The sequence below is a fragment of the Tenacibaculum skagerrakense genome (assembly GCF_004345825.1).
In the GTDB taxonomy this organism is placed as follows: domain Bacteria; phylum Bacteroidota; class Bacteroidia; order Flavobacteriales; family Flavobacteriaceae; genus Polaribacter; species Polaribacter skagerrakensis.
In genome coordinates this window covers 123970-147995 of the sequence record NZ_SLXM01000005.1, presented here as the reverse complement: position 1 = coordinate 147995, position 24026 = coordinate 123970, and the positions used below count along the sequence as shown (strand labels likewise).

Below are 24026 nucleotides of genomic sequence, written 5' to 3'. Positions count from 1 at the left end.
TTAAACTAAAAATCATAATGAAATCAAAGGATATCTTATTGATTTTATTACTGAACATATTTACAAGTACAGTAATAGGTCAAAATTGTACATACACTTTTTCCGGGATTGTAGAGGACTCGCACGATAAATCAATTATCGTTGGTGCAACAGTTTATATTAAAAACCAAAACAAATACACAACTACAGGTGTGAATGGAAAGTTCATTATCAATAATGTTTGTGAAGGTAAACTAATTATAGAAGTATCCCATCTAGCCTGTAATGCAAAAAATTTTGAGTTAATCATAACTGAAGACACTTACAAAATAATTGATTTAGAGCATCATATTGAAGAACTTGAGGAAATTAACGTTCATGCTGAATTAGCAAAAAAAACTAAAACTTCTCAAGAAACTTTGATAAATGCTAAAACTTTAGACAATTTTAGTGATGCTAACTTAGGCGATGCTTTAAAAGAAGTTTCTGGGGTTTCTTCAATAAATACAGGAAATACAATTACAAAACCTGTTATTAATGGTTTACACAGTAGCAGAATACTTACCTCTGTTAACGGTGTTCGACTTCAAGATCAAGATTGGGGAATTGAACACGCTCCTAACGTTGATATAAATTCAGCGGGTAGCATTTCAGTAATTAAAGGTGCTAATGCGTTAGAATATGGTGGTGATGCCATAGGAGGTGTAATTGTAATGAATCCTTCTAAATTTATTAGAAAAGATAGTTTATACGGAAAAACAATTTTATCGCAACAAAATAACGGTAGATTATTTTCTCTTAGTACAAATCTTAACAAAACCACTAGTAAAGGTTGGTTTGTAAATGGAAATGCTTCTTTTAAAAGAGCTGGTGACTTTGAAGCTCCTGATTACAATCTAACAAATACGGGAGTTAATTCTTACGGTTTTTCGTTGGCTGGAGGTTATAAAGAAACAAACCAAGGATTTGATATATTCTATAGCTATTTATCTAATGAAATAGGAATCTTAAGAGCTTCGCATATAGGAACTACTGGTGATTTAGTAGATGCTATTAATAGTGGAATTCCTTCAGTTATAAATGACTTTAGCTACACTATTAACAATCCAAAACAAGATGTTAAGCATCAGTTAGTAAAAGCAAAAATGTACAAACGCCTAGAAGAACTAGGTAAGTTATCTATTCAATATGATTTTCAGAATAACGAAAGATTAGAGTTTGACATAAGACGAGGTGGAAGAAGCGATATTGCTGCAACAGACCTTACTTTAAAAACTCATACGGTTTCAGCAGACATGAAATTTGATTCAGATCCGCATAGGATTTACAAAATTGGGATTTCTGGTGGATACCAAAATAATTTTTCTAATCCAGATACTGGAGTACGTAGAATTATACCAGACTATGACAAATTCAATACAGGAATTTATGGAATTTCTGAATTTAGTTTTAATGGTTTTCTTTTGTCAGCTGGTGTACGATACGACTATAACCATATTAATGCAAAAAAGTTTTACTTAAAATCTAGATGGAATTCATTAAACTATGATCAAGATTTTAGTAACATTATTATAGAAGATTTTGGAACACAATATTTAGTTAACCCCAAATTTAACTTTCATAATATATCAGCCTCAACTGGTTTATTATACCAATTGAATCCAAAAAATTCACTTATATTTAACTATGGTTTAGCTAACAGAGCTCCAAATCCATCAGAATTATTTAGTGATGGATTACATCATTCTGCAGCAAGAATAGAGTTAGGGAATTTGCGTATCCAACCAGAAACATCCCATAGATTTTCTGGAACGTATAAATTTGAAAGTTCAAAAATAAATCTATCTGTAGAAGCGTTCTTTAATAGAATTAATGATTTTATTTATCTAGAGCCATCAGGTACAGAAACCACTCTAAGGGGTACTTTTGTTGTTTGGGATTATAAGCAAGTAAATGCAAATCTTTTAGGTATAGATACTAACATTACTTACAATATTAATGAAAACTTAATCATATCAAATAAATCTTCATTATTAAAAGGAAAGGATATCGACAATTCAAGGGCTTTAATCGATATACCACCTTTTAAAACTGTAAGTTCAATACTATATAAAAAAGAAAATTGGAATAACTTTTTTGCCTCTATTGAAAGCATTTTCAACGCAAGGCAAAATGAATATCCTGATAACAATTTTACTACATTCGTAGCTACCACAAATACTAATGAATTAGTAGATATAAGTACCCCACCTAGTGGTTATCATCTTTTGAATTTTTCATCCGGTTTCGATTTTAACATGTCTGAAACCAATATTGCACTACAGTTTTCTGTAAACAATCTGTTAGATACTTCTTATAGAGACTATCTAAACAGACAACGTTTTTTTGCAGATGACTTAGGTAGAAATTTTAAAATTCAATTAAAAATTAATTATTAACCATCAAACACTTAAATTAAATATTAAATTATGAAAACAATTAAATTATTAGCAATCGCATGTATTTCTGCAATTACTTTCGCTTCTTGTTCTGATGATAATCCAACTCCTACAAATGAGGAAGAAGTAATTACAACTATGAGAATAACGTTAACACCTGTTGGAGGAGGAAGTGATATTGTTTTAGAAAGTCAAGATTTAGATGGTGACGGACCAAATGCTCCTGTGGTTACTGGAGGTACACTATCGGCTAATACAACCTATAATGCAACAATTGTTTTATTAAATGAAACTGAAGATCCAGCAGAAAACATTACAACTGAAGTTGCCGCAGAAGCTGAAGAACACCAATTCTTCTATACTGCTACAGGGATTAATCCAACATTTACTTATACTGGAGCAAATGATTCAAATGGAAATCCAGTAGGAATTACTTTTTCATTAGCATCAGGTTCAGCTGGAACTGGTACAATTACAGTAACATTACGCCACGAGCCTAATAAAGATGCTTCGGGTGTTAGCGATGGGAATATTGCAAACGCAGGAGGAGAAACTGATATTGAAGTTACTTTCGATATTACAGTTCAAGGTACTGTAATTGCTGTTTAAGAATTAGTAAACTTTTAATTATATAAGCTTTCTCTAAACTTAAGTTTAGAGAAAGCTTTTTTATTTACACAAAATTTACAATCGTTACTTTTCCTTGAACTTTATATAACAATCTATTAATTAAGTTTTTACGCTTTCACGAAACATAAACAATAATTTAGTACAAATTAATTACCCAAATTGTGTTTTCATTCTGAAGATTACTAATTTTTAAATGAAAACTAATCAAACTAAAGAATGAAAAAAGGTAAAAAGCGTAAGCTAGATATTGCTGTAATATCTGATGTGCATTTAGGAACTTTTGGTTGTAGAGCTACAGAATTGTATAATTATCTTAAAACCATAAATCCTAAAATTCTTATTCTAAACGGAGATATTATAGATATTTGGCAATTTAATAAACGTTACTTTCCAAAAGCACATATGAAAGTAATTAAACAATTAATGACGTTTATTACTTCTGACACAAAGGTGTATTATATTACTGGAAATCATGATGAAATGCTACGAAAATTTAAAGGTTTTCGCTTAGGAAGTTTTGAAATAGTTAACAAAGTAGTACTAGATATAGATGGAAAAAAAGTTTGGTTTTTTCATGGAGATGTGTTTGATGTAACCATGCAACACTCAAAATGGTTAGCGAAACTTGGAGGTGTAGGATATGACTCGTTAATAATGTTAAACACAGCTGTAAATTGGGTAAGTGAAACCTTAGGATACAATAGACTGTCATTCAGTAAAAGAATAAAAAACAGTGTAAAAAGTGCTGTTAAATTCATTAATAATTTTGAAACTACAGCATCAGAAATTGCGATTGATAATGGTTATGAATATGTAGTGTGTGGTCATATACATCAGCCGGAAATGAGAGTTATTCAAAATGAAAAAGGAGAAACAACATATTTAAATTCGGGTGACTGGATTGAAAACTTAACAGCATTAGAATATAGTAATAAGCAATGGAAATTATATGAATATGAAAAAGATGAAGAAGCTAAAAATGTCCCTGAAACCATTGAAGTATCAGATATAGAACATATAAAAGCTGAGCAATCTAACAGCCAACTTTTTGAAGATTTATTACTGGAATTCAATATTAAAAAATCTTTCAAATAATGAAAATACTTTATGCTATCCAAGGAACAGGAAACGGCCATGCTAGTAGAGCATTAGAAATTGTACCTTATTTACAAAAAAGAGCCGAAGTAGACATTTTAGTCAGCGGATACCAATGTGAATTAAAATTTCCTTTTGAAATTATGTACAAACTATACGGGTTGAGCTTTATTTTCGGTAAAAAAGGTGGCATAGATTTGTGGGAAACTTTGAAAAAGACAAAGTTCAGAAACCTTTGGAAAGAAATTAAATCATTACCTGTTAAAGATTATGATTTGGTAATTAACGATTTTGAGCCTGTATCTGCTTGGGCATGTAAACTTAGAAATACTCCTATTATATCTTTAAGTCACCAAAATGCTGTTGCAGATGATAAAGCTCCAAAATATGGAAAATTTAAGTTTGAAAGATTAATTCTTAAATATTATGCTCCTGCAAGAAACAAGTTTGGTTTTCATTTTAAAACCTACTCATCAGCAACATTTTTACCAATTATCAGAAAAGAAATTAGGTTAAAAAATATTACTAAAAAAGGTCATTATACGGTTTATTTACCTGCTTATGGGGATAAGAAATTAATTAAAATATTATCTCAGTTTAAGAAGATTAAATGGGAAGTGTTTTCGAAACATTCGAACCAATTTCAATTACACAATAACGTAATCATTCGACCTATAGACGGTAATGAATTTATTAAAAGTATTGCTTCGTCTAATGGAGTGCTTTGTGGAGCTGGATTTGAGACACCTGCTGAAGCATTATTTCTACAAAAAAAATTGATGGTAATTCCTATGAAAAATCAATATGAGCAGCAGTGCAACGCATTAGCTTTAAAAGAAATGGGAGTACCCGTTTTAAAGAAATTAAATACTAGACAATTACCTAAAATAGAAAAGTGGATAAAATCCGATAAAATTGTTGAAGTTAATTATCCCGATGTAACAGAAGACATTTTGGATGCAATTACATTGCCTTATTATAATGAAACCATTTTATCTCAAATGATTATTGAATAATTGTGAATGGTTTTTATTACTAGAATTTCATTTCTTATGACCTAAAAAAGTACTTTTATAGCTATTAGTTATAAGTTTCTTACTAAATTCAATAAGTTTGATTGAATTTAAAAGTTATTCAAAATGAAATCAACTACGAATATTAGTACGTTATGCTGCATTTTGTTTTTGTTTTGTTTCAATGTACAATCACAAAACAATTACAACGTAAAAAATACTGGCTATCTAAGCTTTAGTATCGCGAATAGTACATTACCACACAAGAGTAAGCAACAAATTTCATTATATGGTTGTAATACGAGTATTATAATCGATAGTGGTAAAATTGTTAGTCCGAAATATAAAGATGGAACCATTTCAGTAAAAAAACTAAATGGATTTAGCTGGAACACAACAAACCAAGAAGTTTCAGGAATTCCTTTTGGATATCAAAAAAACAATTCAGACAATAAAAAGTTCAAAGACTTTTATGTGTCGAAATATTATATCGCCTCTCCTCCTGTTGTTAAAAAATCTAAGACAGGTAAAAAAGAAGATGATTTGTATGATATTGGATTAATTACTCCTGATAACTTTACTTTTGATGGTGTAAAACCTAACCAACTAATTTATCTTGATTATTCTATTCTAAAAGAAACACATATTGATTACATTCCTGTTCATTATGATGATTCTTTTGATAAGTTAAACGTTTATTTAATTCCGTTTAAAGTTGAATCTCCTGATTTTCCATGGAAGAACACAAAAGTTATTAAAAACGCACAAGGAGCTACAGGTGTTGGAGCTCTCAACAAAAGAGATAGTATCAATAAACTATTTTTGCCATACAACTATATCAATAACGAAAAGAAGCATTTACAATTCAAAGTAACTATTTTGAATGACATTCTAATGGATCATAAAATATTCTTTATGATAGATGGGAAAAAAAGTGAAACTATCAACTTAAATGAATACTACAAAAAATATGGTGAAAAGAAGATCGTATTAAAGGTAGTTAGAAGAAAAAAACCGCCATGTGGATGTTTACCTCCAAAAGCTAAAAAAAACTAATTAACTACCAATTTATATCAGATAAATTTTTGTGAGTCAAGAATTCATTTGTTTGAGAAAAATGCTTGTTTCCGAACCAGTAACCTCGATTTGCACTTAAAGGCGAAGGATGACCTGAAGTCAACACATGATGCTTTTTCTTGTCAATCTTCGCTCCTTTTTTCTTAGCATAACCTCCCCAAAGTAAAAACACAACGTCTTCTTTTTGCTCAGAAATTGAAGCGATAACAGCATCTGTAAATTGCTCCCAACCTTTCTTCTGGTGACTTCCAGCTTCATGAGCTCTTACAGTTAAAGTTGCATTAAGTAATAAAACTCCCTGTTTGGCCCAACGAGATAAATCTCCAGATTCTGGATAAGGAATTCCTAAATCCGTTTCAATTTCTTTAAAAATATTAATTAAAGACGGTGGATGCGATATTCCATCATGAACTGAAAAACAAAGTCCGTTTGCTTGACCAACTCCATGATAAGGATCTTGTCCTATAATTACCACTTTTACATCACCAAAAGCACAGTAATCAAAAGCAGCAAAAATATCGGAACCTTTAGGATAACAAGTAAAATTTGTATACTCTTCTTTTACAAATTGAACTAGGTTTTGAAAATATGCTTTTTCAAATTCAGGTTGTAAAATATGTTTCCAACTTTCGGCTATATTTACTTGCATTCTTGTTATTTTTGTGGTTCTCAAAAATAGGAAATTGAAAAAAAATATATCAGAAAAAACATTACAAGATTTAGAATTTGCAAAGGTTTTAGAACAGGTTAGCGAGTTTTGTATATCAGAACTTGGAAGAAATGCTGTTGGTACTATCGAGCCTTACGAAGATACCGAAGAATTGTTTTTCGAATTATATTTAGTAAATGAATATTTGGCTTCGTTTCAAAATGAGAATAGAATTCCAAATCACGGTTTTGACAATATTACTGACTCTATTAAGCGATTAACTATTGAAAATAGTTACTTGGAACCTGATGCGTTTTTAAAAATAGCTTCAGTTACAGAAACAGTTAACGAACAAAAAAAGTTTTTAACGAAATTTAAAGACTACTACCCTACACTTTTTAAACTAAGTGAAGAAATTGAATTCACCACATTTGTTTCAGATGCCATTGGGAAAATAATTACTTCTTATGGTGAAATTGCTGATAATGCTTCACCAACCTTAAAGCAAATTAGGAAAGATATTAATGAAGTAAGAGGTAAAATTTCTGGTAGTTTTTCTAAAGCTTTGAGTAGTAGTTTAGCGAGTGGCTATCTTGATGACATTAAAGAAACTATTATCGATAACCAACGTGTATTAGCTGTTTTAGCTATGCATAGACGAAAAGTAAAAGGTAGCCTTTTAGGTTCGTCAAAATCTGGAAATATAGTTTACATTGCACCTCAAGCAACTTTATCATACAGCAGAGAACTACAAAATTTACTGTATGATGAAAAACAAGAGGTTATTAAAATTTTAAGAGCTCTGGCAGAAGAAGTTCGTCCATATACTCCTTTATTAGAGGAATATATTTCATTCTTAGTTCATTTAGATGTAGTTGCTGCCAAAGCAAAGTATGCAAATGCAATAAACGGACTTTTACCAAAAATTACGAAAAAAAAGAAAATCTATTTTCGAGATGCATTCCACCCAATTCTATGGAGGAAAAATACACAACAAGGAATTGAGACTATTTCGCAAACATTAGAGCTAAATGAAAAACAGCAAATTATTGTTATTTCTGGTCCTAATGCCGGTGGAAAAAGTATAACCTTAAAAACGATAGGTTTATTACAATTAATGCTACAAAGTGGACTGTTAATTCCTGTTCATGAAAGAAGTGAAACTACCTTGTTTAGTACCATTCTTACAGATATTGGTGATAATCAATCTATCGAAAATCAGTTAAGTACGTATAGTTATCGATTAAAAAACATGCGTTATTTCTTACGAAAGTGTAATGACAGCACCTTATTTTTAATTGATGAGTTTGGAACAGGTTCTGACCCTGAATTAGGTGGCGCTTTAGCTGAAATATTTTTAGAAGAATTTTATAAACAACAATCTTTTGGAATCATAACAACTCATTATGCCAACTTGAAAGTTTTAGCTAATGAACTAGAAAATGTAACCAACGCTAATATGCAATTTAATGAACGAACCTTAGAACCAATGTATAAACTATTTATTGGTCAAGCAGGAAGTTCATTTACGTTTGAAGTTGCTCAGAAAAACGGAATTCCGTTCAGTTTAATTAACAGAGCTAAAAAACGTGTAGAGAGTGAAAAGGTACGTTTAGATAAAACCATTTCTAAGCTTCAGAAAGAACGAAACCGATTACAAAAGACCTCTGATACTTTAGAGAAACAAAAATCTAAAGAGCAAGAGCATTTGGAAAGTTTACAAGAGAAAGAACTTAAGATTAGAGAAAAACTTGAAGGTTTTCAAGAGTTGTATGATAATAATCAACGTATGTTGACTTTAGGAAGAAGAATCAATGAGTTACTAAATAAGTACTTCCAAACAAACAATAAAAAAGAATTATCAACTAACTTCTTTAAATGGGTAGCGGCTGAAAAAACCAAATACACTAAGAGAAATCCGCCTATTAAAAAGACCAAGACTGAAAAAGTAAAAGAAAAAGAGATTGCTGAAAAACAAAAAGAAGCAATTAAAAAAGTAGAACAAGAAGTTTTACAAAAAGTAGTTAAAGTTAGGGAGGAGAAAAAAGAAGAGGCTAAGAAAATTGCTAAAGAAAAAGCTGATTACATTTTTAAAACTGGAGATCGAGTTCGTTTGGTAGATGGAAATGCCGTTGGAACTATTGACAAAATAGAAAAGAAAAATGCTTTCATAAACTATGGTTTATTTACTACTAAAACTTCTATAGAAAAATTAGAATTAGTTCAAAAAGCTAAGTAATATCTTATTAAAATAAAAAAAGCTGCCCTAATTGGGCAGCTACTTAGGCCTGAGTTTTCATTAAGTCAAATAGATAAACCAATATTTTAGTTTATAAGTTATAAACAAACCTAAATGTTATAAATCGGGGTTGTATAAATGTTTCAGATGTAAAAACCGAAACGTTGTTCGCACTATTTCGCACCTGAGAATCGATATCTAATAAATTGGTAGCTTTTAATTCATATTCCCATTTTGCGTCTCTATCTTTTCTATACGATATGGTTGCATCCCAATTTTGGAATGATTGTGAATTTCCGTTCCCTAAATCTTGATTTGTATACGTATAATTGGTTCTAAATGTAACCGACTTCCATAAATACGCATCAAATTCTACAGAAGGAGCGTTCGTAACAAAAGTGGTCTTTCTACTTCCTTGATTGTTTGTCGTTGTACTATATCTGTAACTTACACTAACATTTGGTGCTTCTAAATAATTTGTTCTAACACCTGGTGTATACGTTTGAGTAAATCCTTCATTTAAAGACTGAATTCCTTGAATAAACTGGTTGATTTTACTGTAGTTTAAGTTTACATTTAAACTTGTTCTAAATTTCCCAAACGTACGCTGTACTCTACCGAATAAGTTTACATTTTCATCTGCAAAACTAGAATTGAAAAAAGTGCTAGTACGAATAACATTTTCAAATGTAGTTAAGCTTCTTATCTGATCGATATTACTTGAATAGGAAGCTCTAGCAAATACGTTTGTATAATTGAATAAATTAAAACTGCTATAAAATAAGCTTACGTTATGTGATAAAGCATTTTGTAATTCTGGTTCTCCAAACTGAATACTATTAAAGTTGTTGAAAACTAAGGCTTCTGCTAGTCTTGTAACATCCGTGAATTGATTTCGCATTTCATATCTGAAAGTCAAAGCTTCACTCTTTTTAAACTGAATCCTGGTTTCAAAATCTGGTAAAATTCTAAAAAAGTCCTCTCCAAATTTTTGCCCGAATTGCGTGTTAGTATTTCCGTAAGCATGTAATGAAAAACCTGGAGTTACAGTAAACATACCTGATTTAAATCGATAATGAACTCCTAAATAAATATCACTAAAGTTATACTCAATGTCGTTCGTTATTTTTGAATCGTTAATTGTTGGTGTTGGATTAAAAGTAGTTCCATCATTTAAAAACTGAAAAATGTTAGAGTTAAATTGCTGACTACTAATGATTGTCCCGAAAGTCAAATTGATATTACTCTTTGTATTGATTAAGTTATAATAATCTAATTTAGCGTCTAACTGATTTGATTTTATTCTTCTATTTTGATTGATATTATAATCATCCTGTGTAGTATCTAATCCTAAAGCATCTGCGGTAGAATCAAAAGGGTCTGTATTAGATGATGTATTCGTTAATACTGCATTGTAAAAAGGATCTTCATTTTTTAATAAATGCTGAGCTTCGAAGGCGAAAATATTATCTTCATCTAACGTGTAATAATAGTTTACATTTTGATTGATACTGTAAGGAGTTACTTCGTCAAACTGAGCTGTATTTCCAATTACAGAAGAAAATAAATTTTGATCTTGAGTATCTTTTGAAACTCTAGCAATAATATCATAATCTACTTGATTATTAACATTTGGTTTGTACGATGCACTCAACTTTAACAATCCTTGATCAGAGCGTTCAGTACTAGATTGTTCAGTTGCTTCATCTGGAATACCTAATCCTTCATTTGTATATTGAACAAAACTTGTTTCTCTAGATAAAATTCTACTATTGTTATAAATTAAAAAACCACTTAAATCTAATGATGATTTTGGTGAATAACTAAAATTAGCGGTTGCTAGATTATTTTCAATTTTTAAAGCATTGTTTTGGTTTGTTAAGAAATTCAAGCTATTATCTCCTAAATTAATACTCGTTCCGCTGCTTCTACTTGGTGCTCTAAAGCCGCCACCAAAACCTCGAATATCTCTTCGATTAAGCGCTACTTCTCCTATGTTATTTACATCTCCTATAAAGTTTATACTATATTTCGGACTGTAATAGAACAGTTTAGGTTGTACTAAATACAAACCTTCATCTGGAGAAGAACCTCCTCCTACTGTAACATTACCAAACCAAAAGTTTTCTTTTCCTTTTTTTAGTTTGATGTTTAAAGCCACATTATCTTGATTGTTTCTAACACTACTTAATTGACCTACTTCTGCATAATTTCTAAGTACCTGAATTTTATCTACCGCATTAGAAGGAATATTTTTAGTTGCTAATTTTGTATCTCCATCAAAGAAATCTTTTCCATTTACCATTAATTTATTCACCACCTTCCCTTCTACTTCAATCTGTCCGTTTTCATTTATTTCTACTCCAGGAAGTTTCTCTAATACATCTTCGAGTTTTCGTTCGGAACCATTTTTAAAAGAATCGGCATTATATATAAGTGTATCTCCTTTAATAGTGACTGGCATTTCATAGGTAATTTCAACTTCATCTAATGAATTATCTGGTTGTAGCACAAAATCCTTTGTAAAATTTGCTTCTTTTGTCGAAATTATTTCTTCATAGGTTTTCATTCCGATGTAGCTAATTTGAATTTTATAGCTTTTATTCTTTTTCAATGCTAAGCTATAAGCTCCTTGAGCGTCTGTTATCCCATAAGATTCTAACACATTAGTATCTTGATTGATAGCTATGATATTTGCCAAATCTAAAGGTGTTTTAAGTGTATCTCTTACAATACCCTTCATCGTTATTTGCCCAAATAAGCTCTGAAGTACAAATAAGCTTAGTAGCAACGTAATTTTTTTCATGTTGATTAGTTTGATTTATTTTTTACTAAAAAAGCTACCTAATTCTTCTTCCTCTATTATTTCTCATTTCTATCATTTTTTCTCTGATAACTTCTTGGTAAGCTAATTTAGTAATCTCCTTTCCTTTATCAGGAGCTTCGATTTCAATTTTTTCTTTAGGATTAATAATTACTTTAGAACACAACATCACCCTATTTCCTGCAGAAACTTCTAATATTAATCCTGGCAATCCCCAATACTCTCCCGGACCATGACTTACTGGTATTTGTGGTGTGTACCAAGCTTCTACTTTTGTCATTTCTATTTCTGGTTGAATATCATTTCCTAGGGAATCTTTTTTCACTTCAGCTTTTCTTAAATCATTCCATGAAAAATCGTACCACGTTAGTTCATTTGTTGGAATTGAAGCTGTTGCTTTAAAGCATAGATAATTTCCTATTTTTTTAGACTCTTTCTCTATTTTCCAAGTTATTTTTTGGAGTTGATCTTTAACTAAAAATCGTTTCCCATAAAATTCCTGACTTTGTATTAGTTCATTATCCTGAATGTTTTTGTATTGATCGCCTTGAGAAAAATTTTTCCCCCATGAATCGGTAGCACCAGAAATAGCATCTATTTTTTCTTCTTCTTCAAAAAAAGACTCCTTTTTGTTGAAATTCAACACATATTCTTTTTCAAGTCTATTTTTCAATCTAGCTTTAATTTGCTTTTTTTGAGCTTCGCTCATTCTTGCTCCAAACCTACCTAACTCTAAAGTAGCTTTAGAAAAATAAACAGCTTTACCTTGAAATTGTTGTACTTCTTCTGGTTTTGTAAACCCTAAAACAAGTAAAACAGCAAGGGATTTTAATAGTAAAGATTTCATATTTCGTTAGTTTTGTTTAACAAATATACATATTAAGTAAACAGAAAAGATTTTTTTTATTAAAGATTTAACATTATGATAGTTAGAATATTCAATTTTAATCTTCCTTTAAAAAAATTATATTCGTATAAACAATTAACCAATGGAAAACTCTGAAAAAGCAAAATCTAAGCTATGGCTACAACGTTTAAAAGATGAAAGTTGGGAGGCAGAATTGCTGGTATCTGCTGTTGCAATATTCGGAACCTTCAAGTTGTTTGTAATTATTAATTGGATAACAAATGTCTTTATAGACATTCTTAATCCTGAATTATATTCTTTTGCTTTCCTAATTGTATTTTTTGGATTATTTGGAATAAGCATATTAGCTGGGATGTTCTTAATTCACTTTTGCCTACGAGCTTATTGGATAGGATTGGTTGGTTTAAACTCTGTATTTCCTGATTATAGTGTTGAAGACAGTGCCTATTCCAAAATTTATACCGAGAAAATAATTTCTATTCTACCAAAAGTAAAAGATTCGATAGAAAAAGTAGATGAATTATGCAGCGTAATCTTTTCTGCAGCATTTACTTTTTTATTGATTTATGCCAATGCCGCAATGATATTTAGTATTTACTTATTCATCTATAATGGTTTAGTCGATTCAGTTCCTACTTATTTATTATTAGTACCTATATATGGATTAATGGGACTGTTAATAATACAAACCGTTATTGGAATTGTTGCAAATCTTAAGATCAACCATAATAAAGCTAAACTTCAAATGATGGCTTTTAAAACAAATAACATAATTTCAATTTTAATTTTTGGACCATTGTACAAATCTATACTTCAAATTAGTATGGTTTTTGGTTCAAACTTCAAAAAGAAAAAAAAGCTTATTTACTTATTAATGGTGTTTTTAATTTTCGGAAGTTTAGTTGCAAGTTACCAAGAGAGCGAGACTAACATTAAATACATCGCTAATAATTCTAGATATTTCAAAAAAACTATCGTTTCACCTACTTTCTATAAAACGAATAATAAAAACAACGATTATTTACTTAATCCAGAGATTGATGCTGATATCATTAATAAAAAACTAATGAAAGTTTTCATTCCTATATTTAAGTATGAGAATAAAATATTAGCTAAGCTTTGTAGTAACAGTAATAAAAAATTGAGCAAAGAGGAAAGAAACGAAGCTAATAGAATTTGTTACACCGAATATTTAACTGTGAAGGTTAACGAGAACATTATTTCTCCTGATTATATAAATGTTAAACATGAAAGAACTAATCAACTAGGAGCAGTTTTTTATCTTGAAACTGAAAAATTCAAAAGTGGAAAAAATATGATTTCGATAGCAAAAAAAGACAGTCATTCCTGGGAATTTCCATTTTTTTTAGAAAAATAGACAGACTTGTCTATTTTTTTATATATTTGTATCATGAAACGTGATGTTCGACAACATATTATAAGTATCGCTTCTGACCTTTTTTATAGAAACGGCTATAATTCAACAGGAATTAATGAAATAATTTCTGAGTCTGGAATAGCTAAAGCTACCCTATACAATCACTTCAAATCTAAAGAAGATATTTGTCTAGCTTATTTACAACACAAACATGCTTTATTCTCTCAAAGTATAAAAGAGTTTTGTTTATCTAAAAGTAAAGGAAAAGATCAAGTAGTCGCGGTATTTGACTTTTTACAACTCTTCTTTCAAGAGAAAGATTTTAACGGCTGTTGGTGTATTAAAACAGTTTCAGAAATACCAAAAGATAATGATAGAATAAGAAATGAAATTCAAACTCAAAAAAATCAACTTATTAATTTTATTGATGATTTAATTTCTGAAAATCTAAATATTGACAACAAGGAAACAAATATACTTGCTAAACAGATTTACCTTCTTTATGAAAGTGCTGTGGCAGAAAGTCACTTACATCAACAAGATTGGCCTATTCATCAAGCAAAAGGAATATGTGAAAAAATAATTTAAAAAAATTTACAACAATTAAGACAGACTTGTCTGTTCATTTTAATTTAAACCTTAAAAAACATGAGTAATTTTAACAACAAAGTAGCCATTATTATTGGTGGTACAAGTGGAATTGGATATGCAACAGCACAACAATTATTGAATGACGGAGCTATTGTTCATATAATTGGTAGAAGCATAGATAAAGTGCAAAGCCATGAAAGAGTTATAAAGCATCAAATAGATATTACAAACAGTAATGAAGTACTACTACTAGTAAATACAATAAATGAACTAGAAAGAGTTGATTATTTAGTAAATGCTTCGGGAATATTTGGCCCAAAACCTTTTTTAGATCACACAGTAGAAGATTATGATTCATATTTAAACTTAAACAGAGGCTTCTTTTTTATTACACAAGCAGTAGCTAAAAAGATGAAAGAAAATAATGGCGGTGCTATTGTAAATGTAGGTTCTATGTGGGCTAAACAAGCAGTTAAAGCTACTCCTTCTTCTGCATATTCAATGCAAAAGGCAGGATTACATTCTCTAACACAACATTTAGCCATGGAACTTGCAGATTATAATATTAGAGTTAATGCTGTTTCTCCAGCTGTTGTTCAAACACCTGTATATCAAGGTGTATTTGGAAGTAAAAGTGCTGCAGATGAAGCATTAGAAGGATTTAATGCTTTTCATCCTATTGGTAGAAATGGTTTAGCGGATGATGTTGCCTACAGTATTACTTTTTTGTTATCAGATAAATCATCTTGGGTAACTGGTGCAATATGGGATGTTGATGGTGGAGTTATTGCTGGAAGAAATTAATATAAAATAATTGATAATAATAGGTTGAGTTAAATGATTTAACTCAACCTATTATAAAAGTTTTATGAATAAACACATTGTAATTATTGGTGGTGGTTTATCTGGATTAATTATTGCCCATTCATTAAAAGAGCAAGGATATTCTTCTATAAAAGTAGTAGAAGCTAGTTCTCGACTAGGCGGTAGAATTTACACAAAGAAAATTGGCCGTGCGGATATAGAACTTGGCGCAACATGGTTATGGAAATACAACACACAACTTATTAGTATATGTAAAGAATTAGAGATAGAGTTATTCGAACAAAAAATGGAAGGTGATGCACTTTTTGAGGCTATAAGTATGAATCCAGTACAAAGATTTCAATTACCTCCTAATCAAGAAATAAGTTATAGAATAGCTAATGGCACCAACAAACTCATCAATAAACTATCAAACAAATTAGGTGAAGAAATAATACACTTAAATAAAAAAGTTATAGAAATTAAATATGATAATACTTTTTTGATTAAAACTTCACAAAACATGTTTAAAGGAGATGTGGTGATAACTACTATTCCTCCAAAATTACTCGTTAATTCTGTTCAATTTATACCTGAACTAGCTCAAAATCTACAAGAAATTGCTAAAAAAACGCATACTTGGATGCAAGATTCAATTAAGTTTTCTGTGGTTTTTAAAAGTCCTTTTTGGAGAAAGCAAGGATTGTCTGGTGTTGCATTCAGTAATGTTGGGCCATATACAGAATTATATGATCATTGCTGTGTCACAGATTCTGGTTATGCGCTTATGGGATTTATTACTAATTCTCTCTCATCTCTAAATAAAGAGCAACGAGAACAAGCGATTTTACAACAACTAACTAAATTCTTTGGTGATGTTTCTTCAGAATTTATTTCTTATGAAGAAAAAGTTTGGAAAAAAGAATCTTTACTAACTGTTAATGATGGTTCATTCATAATTCCTCATCAAAATAACGGACATCCACTTTTTCATAAATCTTTATATGATGGAAAACTAATTATTTCTGGCAGTGAAACCTCACCAGAATATGGAGGTTATATGGAAGGAGCTGTTCGAAGTGCTTATTATGCAATAGAAAAAATTAAAAACATTTGAATTACACTTTGCTTACTGGGGGAAAAGTGAGTGTAAAAAGAAAGGTTAGATTTTTTATAATCTAACCTTTTAATTTATTCTAGCCCTTCCATTTCTGAATCGTAAAATTGTCCAGCTAATTCAATTAAATTTTCTAACTCATTTGCTAAATCTTGCTCGTTCTCTCCTTCTAAATCTTCAAACCATTCTATTGAGTCATCTTTCAAATTGATCAAAAAACGAGGATACTCGGTATGCAATACAAATATATCTTCTGGGTGATTGCTATTATCAGCTAATAAAAATTTAGGTAAGTTCATTATGTTTTGTATTAATCAATTTTCTTGTTAAGTAATTAAAGCGTAAAAATAGTAATATTGATGCAGATGTCAATCCTGCTAAGAGTCCTAACCAAATTCCAAAGCTTCCATAAGCATCCTCTTTTCCTAAAAAATAACTCACAGGAAATCCAATTAACCAATACGATATAAACGTAATTACTGTTGGAATAGCAACATCTTGTAATCCACGTAAAGCTCCTAAAACCATTACCTGAATACTATCACTTATTTGAAAAAAGGCTGCTGCAATTAATAATGTTGAAGCAATTTTTAGCACCTCCATATTATCAGTGTAGTTCTTTGCATCATTTAAATCAACATATATACTTGGTAAACTCTTATGAAAAACAAAAAAGATAATTGCAAAACCAATAGCTAATAAAACTCCCAATAAAAAGATAGAGAAAGCAATTCTTCGTAGCTCAATATAATCTTTCAATCCCTTCTGGTTCCCTACTCTTACCATTGCTGCCACACTTAATCCCATCGCTATCATAAAAGTCATGGACGATAAATTTAATGCAATTTGATTAGCTGCTTGAGGATTTTTTCCAAGTAATCCACTTAACCAAATAGCTGCTGTAAAAATAGCCACTTCAAAAAACATTTGCATGGCACTTGGCGCTCCTAAATTGATTATTTTCCTTAACATTTTACTGTCTAAGACAACTATTTTTATGTTAGTAACCAATTTTTTAGTTCTCTCTTTTAAGGTTAAAAGCCACCATAAATAGATTACCATTATAAAACGTGATAATAAGGTTCCATAGGCTGCTCCTACTATTCCTAACTCAGGAAATCCAAATTTCCCAAAAATCAGAAGGTAGTTTAAAACTACATTAGCAATATTTGCAACAATAGTAGCATACATAGGATAACGTGTCATGGACATTCCATCACTAAACTGCTTAAAGGCCTGAAAAACAATCAAAGGAATTAATGAAAAAGCAACTAAGTTTAAATAAGGAATCGCTAGCTCAACTACTTCAACAGGCTGCTTCATGAAGTACAACAAAGGTTTCGAAAAGAAAACCATTAAAAACATCAATATTCCCAAACTTGTACAAAGAAATAAACCATGTTTAAATGTAGATTTTGCTTGACTAAAGTTTTCAGCTGCATCAGCTTCCGCAATTAAAGGTGTAATAGCAGTTGAAAAACCTATCCCTAAAGACATCGCTATAAACATAAAACTATTGCCTAAAGAAACCGCAGCTAACTCTGCTGTTCCTAATTGCCCTACCATTATATTATCAATAAAACTTACAAAAGTATGGCCTAACATCCCTAACATTACGGGAGCAGCTAACTTCCAATTATATTTAAATTCTGATGTGTAGTTTGATAAATTCACTGATTTTTTTCCTTGCAATAAGTAGGCGAAGATAGTTTAAAGTTAGTAGATTTTAGTTATTTTTGATTGGAATAAAAAAACTAAAACATGGCTACAGTAACCTTACAAGGAAGTAAAGCAAATACAAACGGAACATTACCAGAAGTTAATTCAAAGGCACCTGATTTTAAATTAGTTGCTACAGATTTATCAGTAAAAACATTAAATGATTATAAAGGAAAAAAGTTAATTTTAAATATTTTTCCTAGTGTTGATACCGGAACCTGTGCAACTTCTGTAAGAAATTTTAACAAAGAAGCTTCTGAATTAGAAAACACAAAAGTACTTTGTATTTCTAGAGATTTACCTTTTGCTCAAGGTCGTTTTTGTGGTGCTGAAGGTATTGAAAATGTTGAAATGTTATCTGATTTTGTTTCAGGAGACTTTGGAAAAGAATATGGATTAGAATTTATAGATGGTCCTTTAAATGGATTACATTCTCGATGTATCGTTGTAATTAACGAAAACGGAGAAATTACGCATACAGAACAAGTTCCTGAAATTGTTGATGAACCAAATTACGAAAAGGCTTTAAAAGCTTTATAAATGAAAGAAACAAAAGATGGTTTTATCAAGAGAAGAATTAAAGGAGTTAAGTATGCTCTGAAAGGTATTCTGATTCTTGCAACTACCGAAGATAGTATCAAAGCCCAATTTTTTATTGGGCTTTTTGCCGTTATCTTGGGGTTTGTTTTTAATATTTCAGCAACTGAATGGATGATTCAATTAACTGTTACTGGATTGGTACTAGTTGCTGAAGCTCTTAATACAGCTGTTGAAAAAATTGCCGATTTTATTCATCCTGAATTTCATAACAAAATTGGCACTATAAAAGATGTTGCTGCAGGTGCTGCTGGTTTTGCTGCAATAATTTCGTTAATTGTAGGTTCTATTATATACGTTCCAAAAATAATCGCCTTATTTTTGTAATATTTCTATATTTACCGGTCTAATTTTTTAAATTTTAATGACTAAAAAAAACGTTTCAAAAAAGACAAAAAAAATAAGTAAACCATCTGTTTTTACTCAGTTAACTGAATTCTTTAAAAACAGACAAACGCAAACCATATTAGGAGCATTTTTTGTGTTATTTGCTGCTTTCCTATGCATTGCTTTTATTTCTTTTTTCTTTTCATGGCAAGATGATCAAAGTATTTTAAGTGAATTTTCTAATAAACAACTAAAAGCTAAAAACCTTTTAGGAAAAATTGGTTCAAAATTGAGTCATATTTTCATCTACAATGGTTTTGGTTTAGCTGCTTTTATACTTCCTTTTCTTATTTTTTTAACTGGTATTAGTTTTTTATTACAAAAAGGCATTAAAAGCATGGTAACCAAATGGAATTGGGGATTATTCAATATGCTTTGGATATCGATTGCCTTAGGTTTCGTTGAAAAAAAATATGCGTTACTTTCTGGTGTTGTTGGCTTTGAATTAAATGAATATTTAAGAGCTTTTATTGGAAGAACTGGACTAGCTATTGTATTGGCCTTTTTCTTAATCTCTTATTTAGTTGTTCGTTTCAAACTTACTCCTGAGAAAATCGGAGAAAAATTAAAAAAGGATGAAAAATTGACTAATGAAGGAGATTTGACTTCTGAAAATATAGAAACTAATACAATAATTGAAGAAGAGCCTATCAAAGAAGATAAATCTGAGTTCAAATTATCTGTAGAAAATTTACAACCCACTATAAGTAATCATTCTAGCATTCCTAAAGAGGAAATTAAAAAAGAGGATGAAGACGATTTATTGAACATTCAAAAAACTGAAAAAGTTGTAGCAGAAGAAAATCAAGTTGAAATTGCTATAGAAAAGATTTCTGAGGAAAAAAGCGTAACCGAAAACTTATCGGAAAGATTAGTAAAAGACTTTGGAGAGTTCGACCCTACTCTTGAACTAGCTCAATACCGTTTTCCTACTTTTAATTTGTTAAAGCAATACAACGACAGTATTTCTATCGATCAGGAAGAATTAGAAGCCAATAAAAATCAAATTGTTGAGACGTTAAAAAATTATAAAATAGGGATTGCTCAAATAAAAGCAACTGTAGGTCCAACGATTACATTATATGAAATTGTACCAGAAGCCGGCGTTAGAATTTCAAAAATTAAAAATTTAGAAGATGATATCGCGTTATCATTATCGGCATTAGGTATTCGTATTATTGCACCTATACCTGGTAAAGGAACTATTGGTATTGAAGTTCCTAATAAAAAAGCTACAACAGTTTCAATGCAATCGGCAATAACTTCTAAAAAGTTTCAAGAAAGTCAAATGCAATTGCCTTTAGCCTTAGGTAAAACTATTTCTAATGAAACTTTTGTGGTAGATTTAGCTAAAATGCCTCACTTATTAATGGCGGGAGCAACAGGACAAGGTAAATCTGTTGGATTAAATGCCATTCTAACTTCTTTACTTTACAGAAAACACCCTGCCGAAGTAAAGTTTGTATTAGTAGATCCTAAAAAAGTAGAACTTACTTTATTTAATAAAATTGAGCGTCATTATTTGGCAAAACTTCCAGATACCGATGAAGCTATTATTACTGATACTTCAAAAGTTGTAAACACGCTGAATTCTCTATGTATTGAGATGGATAACCGTTATGATTTACTAAAATTAGCAATGGTTAGAAACATTAAAGAATACAATGCAAAGTTTAAAGCTAGGAAATTAAATCCTGAAAATGGACATCAATTTTTACCTTACATTGTATTGGTTATTGATGAATTTGCAGACTTAATTATGACCGCTGGTAAGGAAGTAGAAACTCCAATTGCTCGTTTAGCACAGTTAGCTAGAGCTATTGGTATTCATTTAATTGTAGCAACTCAACGTCCGTCTGTAAATGTAATTACCGGTATTATTAAAGCAAACTTCCCTGCTCGTATTGCATTTAGAGTAACATCAAAAATAGATAGTAGAACTATTTTGGATGCGCCAGGAGCTGATCAATTAATAGGACGTGGAGATATGTTATTTTCTGGTGGAAATGATTTAATTCGTATTCAATGTGCTTTTGTAGATACTCCGGAAGTTGAAAAAATTACAGATTTTATTGGATCGCAACGAGCTTATCCTGAAGCATATCTACTTCCAGAATATGTTGGTGAAGAAGGTGGCACAAATCTTGATATAGACATTGAAGATCGAGATAAATTATTTAACGAAGCAGCCGAAGTTATTGTAACTGCGCAACAAGGATCAGCTTCCTTATTGCAAAGAAAATTAAAGCTAGGTTACAATAGAGCTGGAAGGCTAATAGATCAATTAGAAGCGGCAGGAATTGTTGGCCCTTTCGAAGGAAGTAAAGCAAGGCAAGTACTTGTTCCTGATTTAATAGCTTTAGAACAATTATTAGAAAACGAGAAAAGTAAATAGACCATTTTAAGAAACAAAATACGATGAGAAAAATAGGATTATTAGTAATAGCATTATTAATTGGAATTACTTCTAGAGCGCAGGATAACTCTGAGTCAGCAAAGGCTTTATTAGATGAAGTATCTTCTAAGATGGGAGCTTATAAAAACATGATGATTGGGTTTACTTCTACTTTAGTCAATGAAGAAGCAGGTATTACAAACGACCCTCCTATTCGAGGAAATATTACAATTGCAGGGGAAAAATACAATCTTGATTACTTAGGAAACAACTTTGTGTTTAATGGGAAGAAATTGGTTGTTATTAATAAAGAAGAAAAAGAAGTAACCATAACAAATGGAGATTTAGAAGAAGAGGATGGTTTTATTTATCCTTCTAAGCTGTTAACATTTTACAAAGATGGTTACAATTATAAAATGGGAGAAATTAAAAATAATAATGGACGTCAGGTTCAGTATGTAGATTTAACTCCTATAGATAGTAACTCTGATATTGTTAAAGTTCAATTAGGTATTGATGCTAAAACAAAACACATCTACAAGTTAATACAAATAGGTTCGAACGGAGCCGTTACCACTTTTACCATTAACAAGTTTAAAAGTAATCAACCAATATCGGAAAACTTATTTTCTTTTGATAAAGAGAAGTATGAAAAGTTAGGTTATTTAGTAGATTAACAACTTTTAAAATACATTAACAAAGTTTTGTTAATAGCTTTTTGGGCAATTAACAAAACTTTTGTGTTTATTACAGCTAAGCTCATTACATTTGTATTCGTGAAAAGACTCGATAAGTATATATTAAAAAGTTTTTTAATTCCTTTTTTAGCTACCTTCTTTATCATTCTGTTTGTATTGGTAATGCAGGCTTTATGGTTGGCTTTTGATGATTTAGCCGGTAAAGGAATTAGCATTGCAATTATCTTGAAATTTTTATGGTATACCACACTTATTGTGGCTCCACAAGCATTGCCTATCGGTGTTTTACTCTCTTCAATTATGACACTCGGTAGTTTATCTGAAAACTATGAATTTGCTGCCGCAAAATCTGCAGGGGTTTCATTACAAAGAATGATTCGTCCTTTGGTGTTTTTTGCTATTATAATGAGTGGACTTAATTTTGTGTTTTTAAACTACGTATATCCTTATGCGATTTTAAAGCAAATCAACCTTAAAATAAATATTCGAAAAAAACAACCTGCCTTAGCCTTAGTTCCTGGTAGTTTTAATGCTGATATACCTAACTATCAAATTAAGTTTGATGAGAAATATGGCGAAGAAAATAATTTGCTAAAAAATGTTCTAATTTATGACCTATCGGCAAAAAAAGGAAATAATAAAATTATTTCAGCTAAGCACGGAGAATTAATCTCTGAAGAAGGTAGCCGATACATGACATTAAAGTTAAATGACGGTCATTTTTATGAACACCATGTAAACGATAAGTCTGCCTATAAAGATCGCTTTAGAATGAAAGCTTCGTATGCTGATTTTGATGAGTATATTTTAAATATTGATATTTCTGCTTTTACTGATGATCGTTTGGATGAAATCAACCATACAAAAAACTTTAATATGCTTAGCTTAAAACAGCTAAAAGACACCTTACCTAAATTGAAAAATATTTATGATGAATATGTGGATTCAAGAGCTAAGAGTTTATATAGAAATAGCGAAGCTGAAGATTTATATCGATTACCTGATTCTTTAATTAATAAAAAGCTATCTAGTACTGTTTTAGACAATTTTGAACCTTTAAAACAACGAGATATTATCAATTCTGCAATATCTAAAATAGACAGAACCATTAATAATTACAGTGCCAATAAGAATTCATTTAAATATAGAAGAAAAGTTTTAAACCTATATGATATCGAATTTTACAATCGTGTAGCCTTTTCATTATCCTGTTTAATTTTATTCTTTATAGGTGCACCTTTAGGTTCCATAATTCGTAAAGGAGGTATGGGGTTGCCAATGATTTTAGCTATCGGAATTTATGTTCTATATTTTTTCACCAATACTTTTGGTAGAAATATGGCAGAGGAAAGTACATTATCTGCTATAGCGGGATCTTGGCTAGCTGTTTGTATTATGCTACCTTTGGCACTTATTTTAACAATTAGAGCAACACAAGACAAAGGACTGTTTGATATCAACAGCTTTTTTGTACGAATAAAGAACTTTTTTATCAAAATATTTCCTGTAAAAAGGAAAACATCATAAA

General features: G+C 30.5%; 20 protein-coding genes. 15 read left to right on the top strand and 5 right to left on the bottom strand.

Going from position 1 to position 24026, the window contains the following annotated elements:
* Window positions 1-17: 17 nt before the first annotated feature.
* The 5 genes from EV195_RS09720 (at window position 18) to EV195_RS09700 (ending at window position 6211) form a co-directional block, all read left to right on the top strand.
* Window positions 18-2417 (top strand): TonB-dependent receptor, encoded by a 2400-nt coding sequence (locus tag EV195_RS09720; protein WP_132794759.1) that lies wholly within the window; start codon window positions 18-20, stop codon window positions 2415-2417.
* 30 nt (window positions 2418-2447) lie between these two features.
* Window positions 2448-3026 carry a type 1 periplasmic binding fold superfamily protein gene (locus tag EV195_RS09715; RefSeq protein ID WP_132794758.1) on the top strand — a complete coding sequence of 193 codons (579 nt, stop codon included), beginning with the start codon at window positions 2448-2450 and terminating at the stop codon, window positions 3024-3026.
* A gap of 237 nt (window positions 3027-3263) precedes the next feature.
* A complete protein-coding gene (locus tag EV195_RS09710; RefSeq protein WP_132794757.1) occupies window positions 3264-4142 on the top strand; it encodes a UDP-2,3-diacylglucosamine diphosphatase in 879 nt (292 codons plus the stop codon).
* Window positions 4142-5158, top strand: coding sequence for a glycosyltransferase family protein (locus tag EV195_RS09705; protein WP_132794756.1), 1017 nt, complete (start codon window positions 4142-4144; stop codon window positions 5156-5158). The genes EV195_RS09710 and EV195_RS09705 overlap by 1 nt, the downstream gene beginning before the upstream one ends.
* Window positions 5159-5281: 123 nt before the next feature.
* Window positions 5282-6211: a hypothetical protein gene (locus tag EV195_RS09700; protein WP_132794755.1), complete on the top strand. Its 930-nt coding sequence runs from the start codon at window positions 5282-5284 to the stop codon at window positions 6209-6211.
* A 4-nt stretch (window positions 6212-6215) separates the two neighbouring features.
* Here the strand turns inward: EV195_RS09700 and EV195_RS09695 are convergent, their stop codons facing one another.
* The gene (locus tag EV195_RS09695) at window positions 6216-6881 is read right to left on the bottom strand and encodes a uracil-DNA glycosylase (protein WP_132794754.1); all 666 of its coding nucleotides are present in this window, start codon (window positions 6879-6881) and stop codon (window positions 6216-6218) included.
* Between the two features lie 34 nt (window positions 6882-6915).
* Here EV195_RS09695 and EV195_RS09690 point away from each other — a divergent pair, with 34 nt between their 5' ends.
* Window positions 6916-9120, top strand: coding sequence for an endonuclease MutS2 (locus EV195_RS09690; protein WP_132794753.1), 2205 nt, complete (start codon window positions 6916-6918; stop codon window positions 9118-9120).
* Between the two features lie 91 nt (window positions 9121-9211).
* Here EV195_RS09690 and EV195_RS09685 read toward each other — a convergent pair whose 3' ends face one another.
* Window positions 9212-11926, bottom strand: coding sequence for a carboxypeptidase regulatory-like domain-containing protein (locus EV195_RS09685; protein WP_132794752.1), 2715 nt, complete (start codon window positions 11924-11926; stop codon window positions 9212-9214).
* A 34-nt stretch (window positions 11927-11960) separates the two neighbouring features.
* Window positions 11961-12791, bottom strand: coding sequence for a GLPGLI family protein (locus EV195_RS09680; RefSeq protein ID WP_132794751.1), 831 nt, complete (start codon window positions 12789-12791; stop codon window positions 11961-11963).
* A 142-nt stretch (window positions 12792-12933) separates the two neighbouring features.
* Here EV195_RS09680 and EV195_RS09675 point away from each other — a divergent pair, with 142 nt between their 5' ends.
* The 4 genes from EV195_RS09675 to EV195_RS09660 all read left to right on the top strand — a co-directional run bounded on the left by EV195_RS09675 (window position 12934) and on the right by EV195_RS09660 (window position 16702).
* The gene (locus EV195_RS09675) at window positions 12934-14190 is read left to right on the top strand and encodes a hypothetical protein (protein ID WP_132794750.1); all 1257 of its coding nucleotides are present in this window, start codon (window positions 12934-12936) and stop codon (window positions 14188-14190) included.
* 33 nt (window positions 14191-14223) lie between these two features.
* Window positions 14224-14778, top strand: coding sequence for a TetR/AcrR family transcriptional regulator (locus tag EV195_RS09670; protein WP_132794749.1), 555 nt, complete (start codon window positions 14224-14226; stop codon window positions 14776-14778).
* 60 nt (window positions 14779-14838) lie between these two features.
* The gene (locus tag EV195_RS09665; RefSeq protein WP_132794748.1) at window positions 14839-15585 is read left to right on the top strand and encodes an SDR family NAD(P)-dependent oxidoreductase; all 747 of its coding nucleotides are present in this window, start codon (window positions 14839-14841) and stop codon (window positions 15583-15585) included.
* A 64-nt stretch (window positions 15586-15649) separates the two neighbouring features.
* Window positions 15650-16702, top strand: a complete 1053-nt coding sequence (locus EV195_RS09660) for a flavin monoamine oxidase family protein (RefSeq protein ID WP_132794747.1) — start codon at window positions 15650-15652, stop codon at window positions 16700-16702.
* A gap of 74 nt (window positions 16703-16776) precedes the next feature.
* Here the strand turns inward: EV195_RS09660 and EV195_RS09655 are convergent, their stop codons facing one another.
* Both EV195_RS09655 and EV195_RS09650 read right to left on the bottom strand, forming a co-directional pair.
* Entirely contained in the window at window positions 16777-17001 is a 225-nt protein-coding gene (locus EV195_RS09655; RefSeq protein WP_132794746.1) for a hypothetical protein, read from the bottom strand.
* Window positions 16988-18376, bottom strand: a complete 1389-nt coding sequence (locus tag EV195_RS09650; RefSeq protein ID WP_132794745.1) for an MATE family efflux transporter — start codon at window positions 18374-18376, stop codon at window positions 16988-16990. The genes EV195_RS09655 and EV195_RS09650 overlap by 14 nt, the downstream gene beginning before the upstream one ends.
* Before the next feature lie 87 nt (window positions 18377-18463).
* Between EV195_RS09650 and tpx the strand changes: the two genes are divergently transcribed.
* The 5 genes from tpx to EV195_RS09625 all read left to right on the top strand — a co-directional run bounded on the left by tpx (window position 18464) and on the right by EV195_RS09625 (window position 24025).
* Complete coding sequence (tpx, locus tag EV195_RS09645; protein ID WP_132794744.1) at window positions 18464-18961, top strand: thiol peroxidase; 498 nt, start codon at window positions 18464-18466, stop codon at window positions 18959-18961.
* Entirely contained in the window at window positions 18962-19345 is a 384-nt protein-coding gene (locus tag EV195_RS09640) for a diacylglycerol kinase (protein ID WP_132794743.1), read from the top strand.
* Between the two features lie 37 nt (window positions 19346-19382).
* Window positions 19383-21800, top strand: coding sequence for an FtsK/SpoIIIE family DNA translocase (locus EV195_RS09635; protein WP_132794742.1), 2418 nt, complete (start codon window positions 19383-19385; stop codon window positions 21798-21800).
* Between the two features lie 23 nt (window positions 21801-21823).
* Window positions 21824-22477: a LolA family protein gene (locus tag EV195_RS09630; RefSeq protein ID WP_132794741.1), complete on the top strand. Its 654-nt coding sequence runs from the start codon at window positions 21824-21826 to the stop codon at window positions 22475-22477.
* Between the two features lie 99 nt (window positions 22478-22576).
* Complete coding sequence (locus tag EV195_RS09625) at window positions 22577-24025, top strand: LptF/LptG family permease (protein WP_132794740.1); 1449 nt, start codon at window positions 22577-22579, stop codon at window positions 24023-24025.
* The last annotated feature ends 1 nt before the right edge of the window (window position 24026 follow it).